Raw genomic sequence first — 14197 nt, 5'->3', positions numbered from 1 at the left:
AATTCGCAGAAATCGCAAGTGAGTTGGTTGTACCTGGGTGGGGAAGGGCGGAGCACTCCGTGGCGTTGGACGAGGCGAGGGTGAGCAGCACACACGGCGGTGGCTGTACGTGCGGCGACTGCCCGCACGGAGCACGCGAAGGACATCGGCGCGCGGTGGCGGCCTTCCTCGCCAAACGGGACGAACTGGCGGCCGGCAAGGGCCTGCCCGCCGGGGTCGCCCAGTCCGCCTCCGCCTCCCGGCAGTGGGTGTCGGACGAGCTGACGGAGTCGGCCCGCACGGTCGCCGAGCGAAGCCGCGAGGCCGGTGACGCCTGGCTCCACGTGGTCTGGCGGCGCACCCTCGTCCTCGTCTGGGGCGGTGTCGCCCTCCTGGTGGTCGGCGAGGCCGTCACCGCCATCGGCGCCGGCTGGTCCACCGCACGCACCGCGGGCCTGATCGCCGGCCTGGTCACCGCGGGCCTGCTGACCGGCGCCGCCCGGGTCCACCGGGCCCGCGGCGGTCTGCTCGCCCCGCTGATCGGCGAGGACAACCGGCTCTCCACCTCGCGCACCGTCGCCGCCGCCTGGGTGCTGCTCGCCGTGTTCGCCGTCCTGGTCCTCGCCCTCCAGCTCGCCGGCGCCTCCGACCACGCGGACCGCGACGAGCTGATCGAGGGCCTGGACCTGGTCCGCTCGGCGGGCGTACTGACCGTGCTCGCGCTGGTGTGCGCGGTCGCCGTTCTCGTACGCCGGGTGGTGACCGTACGCGTCCTGGGCCAGCGCCTGCAGAAGCTGCGCGCCGACCGGCCGCGGGCCGCCGACCTGCTCACCGACGACTCCGGGCGCGGCAGCTTCACCGATGTGCAGTACGTGCTCGTCAGCGCCGTCGCCGTGCTGTTCGCCGCCGTCCGCCTCGCGCGCCGCCCCGAGCAGCTGCCCGACCTGCCGTGGGGCCTGGCCCTCCTGGTGGCCGTCTCCGCCGCGACGTACTTCTCCGGGAAGTACGCGGAGGGCGGCCGCCCGGTCATCCTGTCGGTCGTGCGGGCCCGGGAGGCCGGGGACCTGGACGCCCCGATCCGTACCGGCGACGACATCGAGATCCGCGGCGCGGGCTTCGTGCCGCCCGGCGCCGGCAGCCCCGACCGGCTGGCCCGAGTGGTCGTCAGGATCGGCCGGGTGCACGTCCACGTGCCGCTGATCCCCGTCGCCGGTGGTTTCGCGAACCCGGCCGACACGGTGCTCACCGTGCCCGTGCCGGTCGAGGTGGAACCCGGCATCGTGGATGTACAGGTCATCACGGCGGCGGGCGTGGAGACCACCCCCTGCTCGATCGACGTCACGGACTGACGCACCCCACCGCACAGCCGGTGAGCCGCGCCCGCACGCCGCACGTATGGTCTGTCGAACGGCCGACGGAAGGCGGGCAGTGATGTATGGATACGGCGGCGGTTCCTACGGAACGGACGAGCCGAGAGGTCTCCGGGCCCGAGCGCGGCGGCACGCGCTGCTGCCCCTGCGGATCTTCCTCGGCGTCACCTTCGTCTACGCGGGTCTCGACAAGCTGACCGACAGCGCGTTCATGTCGGCGAGCGGGGCCGGGTCCATCGGCGAGATGATGAGCGCCGTTCGCGACACCTCGGCGGTCCCGGGCCTCGTCGACCTCGCACTGAAGAGCCCCGAGGGCTTCGGCTACGCCATCGCGTCCGGCGAGCTCGCCGTGGGCCTGGGCACCCTCTTCGGGCTGTGGGCGCGGCTCGCGGCCCTCGGCGGGGCGCTGATCTCGCTCAGCCTCTGGCTGACCGTGAGCTGGCCGACCGAGCCGTACTACTACGGCAACGATCTCGTCTACCTCATGGCCTGGCTGCCGCTGCTGCTCGCGGGTGCCGCCGAATTCTCCGCCGACGCCTTCCTCGCGTCACGGCGGCGGCGCAGCCGGTAGCTCAGCCACGTCACCGCGGCCGACAGCCCGAGCCCTCCGAGGAGCACCGGGGCGGTGAACGTCCACGGGACGTTCCAGGCGCCCGCCGCGTCCGCCGCGTAACCCCCGGCCAGGGCGAGCATCGTGAGGCCCGCCACCGCGCGGCCGGGCCGGATCTCATGACGCAGCACGGGCGACCTCCACCTGTCCGATGCCGACTTCCATGCGCAGCTCGACCGTGCCGGCCGGCCTGCCGCCCTTCACGGGTCCGATGGTCTTCCGCGTCCGCCGGTCGGGGGCGACGACCACGTCCTCGCGCGCCTCGGAGGGCAGCTGGACGTCACCCAGCCCCACCTCGGCGTACAGCTTCACGGTCACCCCGCGCGGTACGACGACGAGGGCGCGTCCCGCCCCGACCTCCAAGCCGGTGCGCAGCGTGTCGCCCTCGGGGACGAGGACCTCGGACAGGTCGAGCTCCGCGGCCCCCGTGCCCAGCTCGTACCGGGGCTGGACCGCCGCGACCGACGCCGGACGCCAGTCCTTGCGCACCCAGTCGGTGCCGATGTCCTTCGGCACGGCCGAGGCCCCTGCCAGCAGACCCGCCGTGATCACCGCCAGCAGGATCGTGCCGAATCCCGTGCGGCCGAGGACGGACGCGATCAGCAGGCCGAGGCCGAACACGGCGAGTGCCGAGGCGAGCCCGGTCTGCAGGCTCGTGCCCAGCGGCTGCTGCTCCCAGCTCAGCCCCGTGCCCAGACCGCCCGCGACCAGCGCGCACAGGAACACGGCACCGCCGATCGAGCGCGGTCCCCGGGTCCCCGGCGCACGGTAGGGGGCCCGGTACGGGGCGTCGGGGGTCGCCCTGCGCCTGTCCCGCGCCGCCGTGTCGTGCGCCGCGTCCGCCGGGCCCCACAGGTAGCCGGTCCCCACCGGGCCCGTCGTGCCGTCCTTGACGATCGGATCCCGCCACCAGGACGGGCTGCCGGGCGTCGGCGGTGCCTTCACCTCGGGCGGCGCGCCGTGGCCCGCCGCGTGCGCGGTACTCCCCGGTGCCTGCGGCGCCGCGCCCGGCTGCTCCTCGGGGGCTGTCCTGCGGTGCTGGGTCCACACGGAGAAACCGATGACGGCCAGCGACAGCATCGCGGCGAACGCCAGCATCCCGCCGTTGTGCAGCATCGACAGGAGCAGTCCGCAGCCCACCAGCGCGAGCAGCAGCGCGACCAGCGATGTGCCCTCGACCCGGCCCGACAGCAGCCTGCGCGCCTCGTTCTCCTCCTCGCCCTCCAGCGGGAGCAGCAGCCAGGCGAAGCCGTAGAAGATCAGGCCGATGCCACCGGTCACCGAGAGGACGCCCAGCACGATCCGGAAGATCACCGGGTCCACGTCGCAGTAGCGGCCGAGTCCGCCGCACACCCCGGCCACCACTTTCTGCCGCGGGCTGCGCCGCAGCTGCGGTTTCGGCTCGGTGGGCGGCGCGACGCCGGGAGCGGCACCCTGGGGAACGGTCATGGCTCCATGGTGACGGTCCGTACGGCCCCGTGGGACCCGCGACGACCCTGGCCCATCCCTGATATTGCTCCCGGGCAGCCCCTGAGGGACCGCCGGGACCCCGGACATGCCCTCCCGGGCACGCCGCACCGGCGGGCAGCGGCTTCTCAGGGTCGATTCCGGGGCCGACCCTGATGCCACGACCGGCCGGGGCATGTGACGATCGGACCATGCCAGCCGCCACGACCCGGCCTCCGGGACCCCACGCACCGGACCTGGAGGAGCCGCCGGTGCGCAAGCTGTACCGCAGCGCCGACGGACGGCTGCTCGGCGGTGTCGCGCGCGGGCTCGCCGGTCATCTGGGACTGCCCGTCGCCTGGGTCCGCTTCGTCTTCCTCGGGCTGTTCTTCGCGGACGGCCTCGGTGCCCTGCTCTACGCCGTGTTCTGGATCGTCGTCCCGCTCGGCGTGGGCGGCGTGGAGACCACCCGGTCCGTCTTCGAGACCGCACCGGACGGCCGGCGCAGGCTCCGCAAGCCCGACAAGGGGCAGGTCTTCGCCCTGGTCGCGCTCCTCGTCGGCGCCATGATCTTCGTCGGCAACGTCGACATGGGCAGCGAGGCCGACCGCTACATCTGGCCGACGCTGCTGATCGGAGCGGGCTCCGTCCTGGTCTGGCGGCAGGCAGACAACGCCCGCAGGGCGCGCTGGATCGAGGTCGGCCGCCGCCGCCGGGTGCTGCAGCTGGCCCGCGGACTGGCCGGCGTCGCGCTCGTCGGCCTCGGCCTGGCCGTCTTCATGGTGGTCCGCGGCTCGGCGGCCCAGCTCGGCAACGTGCTGACCGCCGCCATCGCCGTGCTCACCGGCATCGCGCTGCTCGCGGGCCCCTATCTCGTGCGGATGACCCAGGACCTCTCCGAGGAACGGCTGATGCGCATCCGCGCCCAGGAGCGCGCGGAGGTCGCGGCCCATGTCCACGACTCCGTCCTGCACACACTCACCCTGATCCAGCGCAGCGCGGACGACGGCGGCGAGGTCCGCAGGCTCGCCCGCGCCCAGGAGCGCGAGCTGCGCAACTGGCTGTACAACCCGGAGGGCACCGGCAAGGACGAGGACGACGAGCCGGCGACCCTCGCCGAGGCGGTCAAGCGGGCCGCCGCCGAGGTCGAGGACAAGCACGGGGTCCCGCTGGAGGTCGTCGTCGTCGGCGACTGCCCGCTCGACGAGAAGCTGGCCGCCCAGATGCAGGCCGCACGTGAAGCGATGGTCAACGCCGCCAAGTACGGTGGCGAGGGCGGCGCCGTCCAGGTCTTCGCGGAGGTCGAGGGCCGTACGGTCTTCGTCTCCGTACGGGACCGGGGGCCGGGATTCGACCTGGATTCCGTCCCGGGGGACAGGATGGGCGTACGAGAATCAATCATCGGCCGGATGCAGCGCAACGGCGGTACGGCGCGACTGCGTTCGGTGCCCGGCGGGGGCACGGAAGTCGAGCTGGAGATGGAGAGGGCGAGCCAATGACCGAGAACACCGAAGCCACCGGGGGCCCGGAGCGGCGGGTACGGGTCGTGCTCGTCGACGACCACCGGATGTTCCGCACCGGCGTCCAGGCCGAGATCGGCCGCACCGAGGAGACCGGGGTCGAGGTCGTCGGCGAGGCCGCCGACGTCGACCAGGCGGTCACCGTGATCACGGCGACCCGGCCCGAGGTCGTCCTCCTCGACGTGCACCTCCCCGGCGGCGGCGGCGTCGAGGTGCTGCGGCGCTGTGCCCCGATGATGGGCCAGGTGGAGAACCCGGTGCGCTTCCTCGCACTGTCCGTCTCGGACGCCGCGGAGGACGTCATCGGTGTCATCCGGGGCGGCGCCCGCGGCTATGTCACCAAGACCATCACCGGCACCGACCTGGTCGACTCCGTATTCCGGGTCCAGGACGGCGACGCGGTGTTCTCGCCGCGGCTGGCCGGCTTCGTCCTCGACGCCTTCGCCTCGACGGACGCGCCGCCGGTCGACGAGGACCTGGACCGGCTGACGCAGCGCGAGCGCGAGGTGCTGCGGCTGATCGCCCGCGGGTACGCGTACAAGGAGATCGCCAAGCAGCTGTTCATCTCGGTGAAGACCGTCGAATCGCACGTGTCGGCGGTGCTGCGCAAGCTCCAGCTGTCCAACCGGCACGAACTGACGCGGTGGGCGACGGCGCGACGGCTGGTCTGAGCCGCGGCCACCTGGAGACGTGGGGCGCCCTCAGGGGCGGTCAGGGGCGGCTTGCGGGGCGAGCGAGATGTTGAGCTTCTCGCCGATCCTGCGGTAGCCGACGCCCGCGTAGATCCGCTCGACCTCCGGGCTGCCCGGCTCCAGCCAGACGGTGTGGCAGCCGCGGTCGAACGCCGTCCTGGTCAGCCAGGCGGACAGCGCGGCGCCGACGCCGCGGCGGCGAAGGGTTTCGGAGACGGCGAGGCCGGTCAGTTCGCTGATGCCGTCGACCGGGACCGAGCAGCCGCCCGCTCCGGCGGGTTCGGAACCGAGCACGGCGAGCGCCGCGACGCCCCCGTCGGCCACGGCCCCGCGCAGCCAGGCGATCTCGCCGTCGTCGGGGCCCCCCTCCCCGCCGAATCCCGTGTGCTGGACGGCCGCCGCCGCGGTGAACTCCGCGTCGGTGACCGGTTCGGCGACCCGGAGTCCGTCCACCGGCTTGGGCGCGAGGAGCTCGTCCGGGGTGCAGGCGAGCACCGGGGCATGGTTCTCCACGGTGAAACCGGCGGCCAGCAGCGCCGGTTCGACCTCGGGAGCCCAGGAGGGCAGGTACTCCAGGCGGGGCAGCCGGTCCCGCTCGCGGAACGCCGCGACGAGCTCGGCGACGTCCTGGCCGGTCGGTTCCGCACCCCGGTCCGGGATGGCGTAGTTGGCGAACTTCAGCTCCCAGCCCGGGTCGTGACGCACCGTGAACGGGCCCACCCGGTAGTGGTCGGGGGAGCGGAGCGTGAGCGCACGGGCGTAATTCTGGACGTCTGTGTCCACGGGCACGGTGGAGCCTTCTCTCTCGCGGGTTCCGGGCACTGCCGGCCGGTCGGCGCGGAGCCTACGCCACCCGGGTCGCTCCCGAGAAAGGCATTTCGCTGATCGGCGCGATGCGGACCGGTGCGCCCGGACGCGGGGCGTGGATCATCTGGCCGCCGCCGATGTAGAGCCCGACGTGGGTGATTCCGGAGTAGAAGAACACCAGGTCCCCGGGGGCCAGTTCGGAGCGAGAGACGCGCCGGCCCGCGTTGATCTGGGTGTACGTGGTGCGGGGCAGCGAGACGCCCGCGGCACGCCAGGCGGCCTGGGTCAGGCCGGAGCAGTCGAAGGAGGCGGGGCCGGTGGCGCCCCAGACGTACGGCTTGCCCAGTGCCTGGTACGCGAAGGCGACGGCCCGCGCCGCACGGGCGTTGGGGGCGGCGACGGAGCCGCGCGTGGTGCTGCGGTCGGCGCGCACGGCCGGGCCGCCGTGCCCGGCGTCGGCGGAGCGCTCGTAGTCGGCGCGCTGGGCCGCGGTCAGGGTGGCCAGGAGCCGCTGGGCGTCGGCCAGCTTCGTGCGGACCGCGTCCTTGTGCTTCTTCAGGTCGGCCTGGCGGGAGGCGAGGACGGCGAGCTCGTCCTCGGCCCGGGCGCGCAGCCGGGCCACCTCGCTGATCTGCCGGCGTACGCCGTTGACCGCGCCGGCCTGGCGATCACCGGCCCGCTCCAGGAACGCGGCCCGCTCCAGGTACTCGTCGGGGTCGGAGGAGAGCGCCAGCCGGACGGCGGGGTCGATGCCGCCGCTGCGGTACTGCGCCGCGGCGAACGAACCGAGCGCGTCGCGGGCGGCGTTGAGGCGGCCGGTCCTGCGTGCGGCCTCGTCGCGCAGCGTGTCGAGGGACTTCGCTGACGCGGTCGCCTTCTCCTTCGCGCCGTTGTACTTCTCGGTCGCGACCTCGGCATCGTGGTAGAGCCGGTCCACCTTGGCCCTGACCTGGGCCGGGGAGAGCTGGGGCTCGGCCTGGGCGGCACCTTCGAGGGCGGTCGCGGTCGCCGCCCCGGCGAGGGCCAGGGTGGCTGCGGTCCGGGCAGCAGGCCCGGTGAACAGGCGCTGCTTGGGCTTGCGGTGAGCGGCTTTGCGATGGGCGGCCACGAGGGCGTGGGTCCTTCCGTTCGACTGCCCGCCGGGGGGTACCGGCCGGCCCGCCGAGGGTCCCCGGCGAGCCACCGAAGGGGGAGTGGCCCACCGCCGGATGTCCTGGCGGGGCGACCGGGGTACCGCCGGGTACGGGGGCGGCGGTGGGGAATCGGTCACCTGGGAGGGACGCTAGACCCGAGGCGCGAGTAAGAGGCGTAATGACAGCTATTGCCTCAATGTGACGTTTCGTTTTCTCGGAGTGATCGGAAAGATCGACCGGAGTCCGGCAATTCGCACCAGGTGTGAGTGAGCTCGTAGGGAAGTCCTACCTGGCCGAAGAGTGGTGATATGCCCGCGGCTAGGCTGCGGCCATGGACGTACTCATCAATGTCTTCGTGGCCCTGCACATCATCGGTATCGCCTCCCTGCTGGGCGGCTTCCTGACCCAGATGAAGGCCATGGGGGCGGGCACGGCACGCTTCGTGCCCGCCATGCTGCACGGTGCGCTGACCATGCTGGTCACGGGCGTCGCCCTCGTCGGGCTCGACCAGGCCGACGACCGGACGGTGAACAACGTCAAGATCGGCATCAAGCTGATGGTCCTGATCGTGATCCTGGCGCTCGTGTACGTGAGGCGGGACGAGGAGAAGGCCGGCAAGGGCGAGTTCGCCGCCGTCGGAGGGCTGACGGTCGCCAACGTCTTCATCGCCACGCTCTGGACCTGAGCCGGCTCCCGTACCCGCCTGTCTCTCCGCGGGGCGGGCGTACGGCCCCGTACGCCCGCCCTCCGTGCGTCCGTGCGCTATGCCGGGCGCACGCTGCCGTAGATCGGCATGGAGTAGATCGACTCCTCACGGACGTTCGTGCCGGGCTTCGGAGCGTGGATCATCATGCCGTCGCCCTTGTAGATGCCGACGTGGCTGATGTCGTCGTAGAAGAAGACCAGGTCCCCCGGCTGCAGATCCGCCGTGGCCACCCGGGTGCCGACCTCCACCTGGTCCCAGGTCGTCCGGGGCAGGGTGACGTCCGCGGCCCTCCAGGCGGCCTGGGTGAGGCCTGAGCAGTCGTACGAGGCCGGGCCCGTCGCCCCCCAGACGTACGGCTTGCCGATCTGGGCCCGGGCGAAGGCCAGGACCTTGTCGGCCTTGGACGCGTAGCCGCTGTCGGAGCCCGTCTCGTCACCCGTTCCGGTGCCGGGGCCCGCCTCCTCCTTCGGGGCCGCCTCCTCGGCGGCCCGGTCGGCCTCCGCCTTCGCGGCGGCCTGCTGACGCGCGAGCTCCTCCGCCTTGCGCTCGGCCTCCGCCGCCTTCTCGCGCTCCAGCTCCGCGAGGCGTGCCTTCTCCTCGGTGGTCAGCTTCGACAGCAGTGAGCGCGCCTCGGTGAGCTTGCTCTGCACCTGTTGCTTGCTGGTGCGGAGCGTCGCCTGCGACTCGGTCAGCGTCTCCAGGCTCTTCGTCGCCTCGACCCGCTTCGCCGCCGCCTCGTTCTGCTGCGTACGGAAGTCGGCGACCGCCTTCTGCTGCCGGCTGGTCATCCGCGCCATCAGCTGGTCCTGGTCGAAGTACGCCTGCGGGTCGTCCGCGAGGAAGAACGTCGCCGTCGGGGCGATCGCGCCGCCCCGGTACTGGGCGGCCGCGTAGTGGCCCAGCTCCCGGCGCGTCTCGTTGAGCTTGTCGGCCCGCTCGGCCGCGGCCTCCAGCAGCACGTCGACCTCGGAGCGCTGCTGTGCGGACGCGGTCTTCGCCTTGTTGTACTGCTGCGTCGCCGTGCCCGCCTGGCGGTACAGGTCGTCGACCTTCTTCCGCACTTCCTCGATGCTGGGCCTGGGCGCAGCCGGGGCGGCCGTCGCGCTCTGCGTCGAGAGCAGGGTGACGGAGGCCAGTGCCGCCGTCGTGAGGCCGACGGCAGGGGTGGTGGTGCGCACCCGCGTGCGCGGCTTGCGATGCGATGCCAAGACCGGCATCTCCTTCCGTGGACCGCCTACCGGGTTAGCTGTCGGGTTCGGGCGGAACGGAAGGCTGCCCTACGGTCCTGGGGAACGGACCGATTCACCCCGGTACTGCGTGTGGGTCCCCGGTTCCGGCTCCCTCGAGGTCGGCACGGATTCGGCGGGGGTGCCCGCGCGGCGTGGGTCGCCTCAGAGGGGTACGGGTCACCCGTCGGAGCACGCTAGCCAACCCGTGGTGTCCCTGTGAAGGTTGATGTTCGATATGCCCGATACATTTCCGTGACCTCTCCGGACCGACGGTCCGCCGGGCGGTGACGGGCCCCGGATTCCTACGCACCGTGGGCGGCCCGTCTCCGTACGCGCACGGATCGGGCCCTCGTGCGGAATGCGGCCCCGGGCTGTCGGTCCGGCGGCCTAGACTCGTGAGGCGATGAGCAGCCTCTTTGACGACAGTTTCCTGACCGGCCTCCAGCAAGCGGACGAAGGCCCCCCGCCGCCCCCCGAGGACCACGCGCCCGAGGCGGTGCCGGAGGGTCTCTTCGAGGACGTCTTCGACACGCCTCCGCCGCCGCGTGACGCGTACTACCGCGACGGCGCCCCGCGCCCCGTGGTCGACCCCGCCGCGCTGCTCGACGGGCTGAACACCGAGCAGCGCGCCGCCGTCGTGCACGCCGGTTCCCCGCTGCTCATCGTGGCCGGGGCGGGCTCGGGCAAGACCCGGGTGCTGACCCACCGGATCGCGCACCTGCTGGCCGAGCGCGGGGTGCACCCGGGCCAGATCCTGGCGATCACCTTCACCAACAAGGCCGCCGGCGAGATGAAGGAACGCGTCGAGCAGCTCGTCGGCCCGCGTGCCCACGCCATGTGGGTCATGACCTTCCACAGCGCCTGCGTACGGATCCTGCGCCGCGAGTCGAAGCTCCTCGGCTTCACCTCGTCGTTCTCGATCTACGACGCCGCCGACTCCAAGCGGCTGATGGCGCTGGTCTGCCGCGATCTGGACCTCGACCCGAAGCGCTACCCGCCGAAGTCGTTCACGGCGAAGGTCTCGAACCTGAAGAACGAGCTGATCGACGAGGAGACCTTCGCCGGCCAGGCGTCCGACGGCTTCGAGAAGACGCTGGCGCAGGCCTACGCGCTCTACCAGGCGCGGCTGCGCGAGGCCAACGCGCTGGACTTCGACGACATCATCATGACGACGGTCCACCTGCTCCAGGCGTTCCCCGACGTCGCCGAGCACTACCGCCGCCGCTTCCGGCACGTCATGGTCGACGAGTACCAGGACACCAACCACGCGCAGTACACCCTCGTACGCGAGCTGGTGGGCCCGGCGGGCGAGGCCGACGCCCCGGGCGAGCTGTGCGTCGTCGGCGACGCGGACCAGTCGATCTACGCCTTCCGCGGTGCGACCATCCGCAACATCCTCCAGTTCGAGGAGGACTACCCGGACGCCACGACGATCATGCTGGAGCAGAACTACCGCTCCACGCAGACGATCCTGTCCGCGGCCAACGCCGTCATCGAGCGCAACGAGAGCCGCCGCCCCAAGAACCTCTGGACGAACGCGGGCGCCGGTACCCGGATCACCGGCTACGTCGCCGACACCGAGCACGACGAGGCGCAGTTCGTTGCCGACGAGATCGACCGGCTGACGGACGCCGGGGACGCGAAGGCGGGCGACGTCGCCGTCTTCTACCGTACGAACGCGCAGTCCCGTGTCTTCGAGGAGATCTTCATCCGCGTCGGGCTGCCCTACAAGGTCGTCGGCGGAGTGCGCTTCTACGAGCGCAAGGAGGTCAGGGACGTCCTGGCCTACCTCCGGGTGCTCGCCAACCCCGAGGACACCGTCCCGCTGCGCCGCATCCTCAACGTGCCCAAGCGGGGCATCGGCGACCGGGCCGAGGCGATGATCGACGCCCTGTCGCTGCGCGAGAAGATCTCCTTCCCGCAGGCGCTGCGCCGCGTCGACGAGGCGTACGGCATGGCGGCCCGGTCGGCCAACGCCGTGAAGCGGTTCAACACGCTGATGGAGGAGCTCCGCACGATCGTGGAGTCCGGTGCCGGACCGGCGGTCGTGCTGGAGGCGGTCATGGAGCGGACCGGCTACCTCGCCGAACTCCAGGCGTCCACGGACCCACAGGACGAGACCCGCATCGAGAACCTCCAGGAGCTCGCCGCCGTCGCCCTCGAGTTCGAGCAGGAGCGGGCGGAGGAGGAAGGGGCGGGCACGCTCGCCGAATTCCTGGAGAAGGTCGCGCTCGTCGCCGACTCCGACCAGATCCCGGACGAGGACGAGGACGGCTCGGGCGTCATCACGCTGATGACGCTGCACACGGCCAAGGGTCTCGAATTCCCGGTGGTGTTCCTGACCGGTATGGAGGACGGCGTCTTCCCGCACATGCGCGCGCTGGGTCAGGTGAAGGAGCTGGAGGAGGAACGCCGGCTCGCCTACGTGGGCATCACGCGGGCCCGCGAGCGGCTGTATCTGACCCGGGCCTCCATGCGCAGCGCCTGGGGACAGCCCTCGTACAACCCGCCGTCGCGGTTCCTGGAGGAGATCCCGGACCAGCATCTGGAGTGGAAGCGCAAGGGCCCGATGGCGGCCTCGGCGGGACCGACGTCGGGGATCACGTCGTCGTTGTCCTCCTCGCGCTCCAGGTCGGGCCCCTCGGGCTTCGCGACCCGGCGTACCGCGGACAAGCCGGTGGCCACCCTGGTGGTGGGGGACCGGGTCACGCACGACCAGTTCGGGCTGGGGACGGTGACGGCCGTCGAGGGGTTCGGCGACCAGGCGAAGGCCACGGTCGACTTCGGCGACGAGCGCCCGAAGAAGCTGCTGCTGCGGTACGCGCCCGTCGAGAAGCTCTAGGAGCCGGATCGGGACGGCTCAGGGGCCCGGATTCACGCCCGGGCCCCGGGGGGTTCAGCTCGGATTGAGGCCGTGACTGCGCAGCCACGCCAACGGGTCGATCGACGCACCGCCGCCGGGCCGTACCTCGAAGTGCAGGTGCGGGCCGGTGGAGTTGCCCGAGTCCCCCGCGTACCCGATGACGTCACCGGCCTTGACCGAACCGGAACGGATCTTCGCGGCGCTGAGGTGGCAGTACCAGGTCTCGGTGCCGTCGGCCGCGGTGACGATCACCATGTTCCCGTAGGCGCTGTTCAACTGGGTGCGGACGGTACCGTCGGTCGCCGCCATCACGGGGGTACCGAGGCCCACGGGGAAGTCGATGCCCGTGTGCGCGGACATCCAGTTCACGCCCGCCTGACCGTAGTAGGCGCTGAGACCGTGCTGACTGACCGGCAGGGCGAACTTGGGGCGTGCCGCCTCGCGGCGTGCGGCCTCGTCCTCACGCTTCTTCTTCTCTGCGGCCTGGCGCACCTTCAGGTCGATGCGCTCCTGGGTGCGGCTGGCGCGGTCGGCGAAGTTCTCGGCGTCGGCGCTGAGGTTGGCGAGCTGGGTGTCCAGCTCGTTGTTGGCGACGTCCGGCTCGACCGTGTCGGCGACCGCCATGGAGGTGGTCTCGTCCTTCTGCTCCTCGGCACTGCCGACGCCGCCCACGGAAGCGGCGGCGATGCCCGCGACGCTCATGACACAGGCGGAGGGGACAGCGACGGTGAGGAGCGCGGAGCGCTTCGCCGGAGTGCGGCGCCGGCCACGGCCGCCGCCACGCGGGGCGGAACGGCCGACGGGGCGTGCCGCCGAGGCGGGGTGGGACGCGGTCACGTCGATGACGTCCACGATGTCGGTGACCGCGTCGTGTTCGCCGGCCGGGCTGTACGCACCGTCCGGGTCGTATACGCCGGCCGGGTCGTACGCACTGTCCGGGGCGTACGCACCGGTTGCCGCAGGCGTGTCGGATGCCGTCATGACCGCGGTCTTCGTGGCGGCGGTCCCGTCCGCGTGGTCCTGAGGGCTGAACTCGGCCGCCTCGTACGACGCGGCCTGGTGTTCGTATGCGGGATGCGACGTCTGTTCGGGTGCGTAAGCCGCGGTCTCGGGCGAGGCGCCGGTGTTCCAGGCGGTGGCGTCGTAGGCGCCGGTGTCGGCCGTTTCGTACCCGGAGGTCTCGAAGACCGGGGCCGCGTACGTGCCCGTGGCATAGGCCGTGCTGCTGAACGTCGTGGTGGGGAAGGCGCCGGTGTCGCTCGTCGCCCACTGGTCGGCCTGGCCCGTGTGGTCCCATCCGGTGGTGTCCCACTGGCCCGTCGAGTCCGGGGTGGCCGTCCCGGGGTGCGCGGCCTGCGCGGGGATCGTGGCTTCGGGCATCCAGGCGGCGGTGGTGTCGTAGGCCTGTGCGCCGTAGGCGTCGTAGGAGGCCTGCTGATGTGCTCCGGTGTCCCACCGGCCTTCGTGCTGGGCGGTGTCGTACGGGGCTGTCTGCTGCGGCCCTGCCGCGTAAGCGGTGTCGTAGCCGCCGTAGGTGCCGTCGTGCGCGGTGGTGCAGCCGCTGCCGTACCCCGTTCCGTGACTGCCGTCCTGATGGTCCGGCAGGGATCCGAAGAGCGGGTCGGTGTCGAAACTTCCGGTGAGCCGGCTGTCGTATCCGGCGTACCCGGCGTGGGGGTGCTGGTCGTTCACCAACTTCTCTCTCGCCTCGGCAGCAGGGCCTGTTCTGGGTCCGGTGGGGGAATCCCAGGGTGAGCAGTGGCCGCGACTGTACCCGGCGGTACGTGACGACGACAATCTCCGACAGGTTTTGGCACCTCAGGAAACGGGCAATCGGCCGCC

Annotated in this window: 11 protein-coding genes and 1 riboswitch; of the genes, 6 read left to right on the top strand and 5 right to left on the bottom strand. The window is 72.0% G+C overall.

The window, feature by feature from the left end; genetic code table 11:
- The first annotated feature begins 59 nt into the window (after positions 1–59).
- Complete coding sequence (locus AB0F38_RS19205; RefSeq protein ID WP_361894315.1) at positions 60–1328, top strand: hypothetical protein; 1269 nt, start codon at positions 60–62, stop codon at positions 1326–1328.
- 82 nt (positions 1329–1410) lie between these two features.
- Entirely contained in the window at positions 1411–1920 is a 510-nt protein-coding gene (locus AB0F38_RS19200; protein WP_361894393.1) for a DoxX family protein, read from the top strand.
- A 156-nt stretch (positions 1921–2076) separates the two neighbouring features.
- Here AB0F38_RS19200 and AB0F38_RS19195 read toward each other — a convergent pair whose 3' ends face one another.
- Positions 2077–3408, bottom strand: a complete 1332-nt coding sequence (locus tag AB0F38_RS19195) for a PspC domain-containing protein (RefSeq protein ID WP_361894312.1) — start codon at positions 3406–3408, stop codon at positions 2077–2079.
- A gap of 209 nt (positions 3409–3617) precedes the next feature.
- On the opposite strand from AB0F38_RS19195, the gene AB0F38_RS19190 reads away from it, so the two are divergent.
- Together AB0F38_RS19190 and AB0F38_RS19185 are read left to right on the top strand one after the other, a co-directional pair.
- Complete coding sequence (locus tag AB0F38_RS19190; protein WP_361894309.1) at positions 3618–4904, top strand: PspC domain-containing protein; 1287 nt, start codon at positions 3618–3620, stop codon at positions 4902–4904.
- A complete protein-coding gene (locus tag AB0F38_RS19185) occupies positions 4901–5596 on the top strand; it encodes a response regulator transcription factor (protein ID WP_361894306.1) in 696 nt (231 codons plus the stop codon). Before AB0F38_RS19190 ends, AB0F38_RS19185 begins: the two co-directional genes overlap by 4 nt.
- Positions 5597–5626: 30 nt before the next feature.
- Here AB0F38_RS19185 and AB0F38_RS19180 read toward each other — a convergent pair whose 3' ends face one another.
- Together AB0F38_RS19180 and AB0F38_RS19175 are read right to left on the bottom strand one after the other, a co-directional pair.
- Entirely contained in the window at positions 5627–6406 is a 780-nt protein-coding gene (locus tag AB0F38_RS19180; protein WP_361894303.1) for a GNAT family N-acetyltransferase, read from the bottom strand.
- A 55-nt stretch (positions 6407–6461) separates the two neighbouring features.
- Positions 6462–7532: a C40 family peptidase gene (locus AB0F38_RS19175; RefSeq protein ID WP_361894300.1), complete on the bottom strand. Its 1071-nt coding sequence runs from the start codon at positions 7530–7532 to the stop codon at positions 6462–6464.
- 356 nt (positions 7533–7888) lie between these two features.
- On the opposite strand from AB0F38_RS19175, the gene AB0F38_RS19170 reads away from it, so the two are divergent.
- Positions 7889–8242, top strand: a complete 354-nt coding sequence (locus AB0F38_RS19170) for a hypothetical protein (RefSeq protein WP_361894297.1) — start codon at positions 7889–7891, stop codon at positions 8240–8242.
- Positions 8243–8319: 77 nt separating this feature from the next.
- Here AB0F38_RS19170 and AB0F38_RS19165 read toward each other — a convergent pair whose 3' ends face one another.
- Positions 8320–9480, bottom strand: coding sequence for a C40 family peptidase (locus AB0F38_RS19165; RefSeq protein WP_361894294.1), 1161 nt, complete (start codon positions 9478–9480; stop codon positions 8320–8322).
- Positions 9479–9638: riboswitch (cyclic di-AMP (ydaO/yuaA leader) on the bottom strand. (Overlaps the previous gene by 2 nt.)
- Positions 9639–9895: 257 nt before the next feature.
- Here AB0F38_RS19165 and pcrA point away from each other — a divergent pair.
- The gene (gene pcrA, locus AB0F38_RS19160) at positions 9896–12334 is read left to right on the top strand and encodes a DNA helicase PcrA (RefSeq protein WP_361894291.1); all 2439 of its coding nucleotides are present in this window, start codon (positions 9896–9898) and stop codon (positions 12332–12334) included.
- A gap of 54 nt (positions 12335–12388) precedes the next feature.
- Here the strand turns inward: pcrA and AB0F38_RS19155 are convergent, their stop codons facing one another.
- Positions 12389–14047, bottom strand: a complete 1659-nt coding sequence (locus AB0F38_RS19155) for a peptidoglycan DD-metalloendopeptidase family protein (protein WP_361894288.1) — start codon at positions 14045–14047, stop codon at positions 12389–12391.
- Between the last annotated feature and the right edge of the window lie 150 nt (positions 14048–14197).

The organism is Streptomyces sp. NPDC025273 (assembly GCF_040638585.1).
Taxonomy (GTDB): Bacteria; Actinomycetota; Actinomycetes; order Streptomycetales; family Streptomycetaceae; genus Streptomyces; species Streptomyces cinereorectus.
The sequence above is the reverse complement of the archived record's forward strand: the minus strand, read 5'-3'. Positions and strand labels throughout refer to the sequence as shown.

Coding starts and splice junctions, on each gene's coding strand:
- AB0F38_RS19200 (WP_361894393.1), top strand. CDS start 1,411: ATGTATGGATACGGCGGCGGTTCCTACGGAACGGACGAGCCGAGAGGT.
- AB0F38_RS19195 (WP_361894312.1), bottom strand. CDS start 3,408: ATGACCGTTCCCCAGGGTGCCGCTCCCGGCGTCGCGCCGCCCACCGAG.
- AB0F38_RS19190 (WP_361894309.1), top strand. CDS start 3,618: ATGCCAGCCGCCACGACCCGGCCTCCGGGACCCCACGCACCGGACCTG.
- AB0F38_RS19185 (WP_361894306.1), top strand. CDS start 4,901: ATGACCGAGAACACCGAAGCCACCGGGGGCCCGGAGCGGCGGGTACGG.
- AB0F38_RS19170 (WP_361894297.1), top strand. CDS start 7,889: ATGGACGTACTCATCAATGTCTTCGTGGCCCTGCACATCATCGGTATC.
- AB0F38_RS19165 (WP_361894294.1), bottom strand. CDS start 9,480: ATGCCGGTCTTGGCATCGCATCGCAAGCCGCGCACGCGGGTGCGCACC.
- pcrA (WP_361894291.1), top strand. CDS start 9,896: ATGAGCAGCCTCTTTGACGACAGTTTCCTGACCGGCCTCCAGCAAGCG.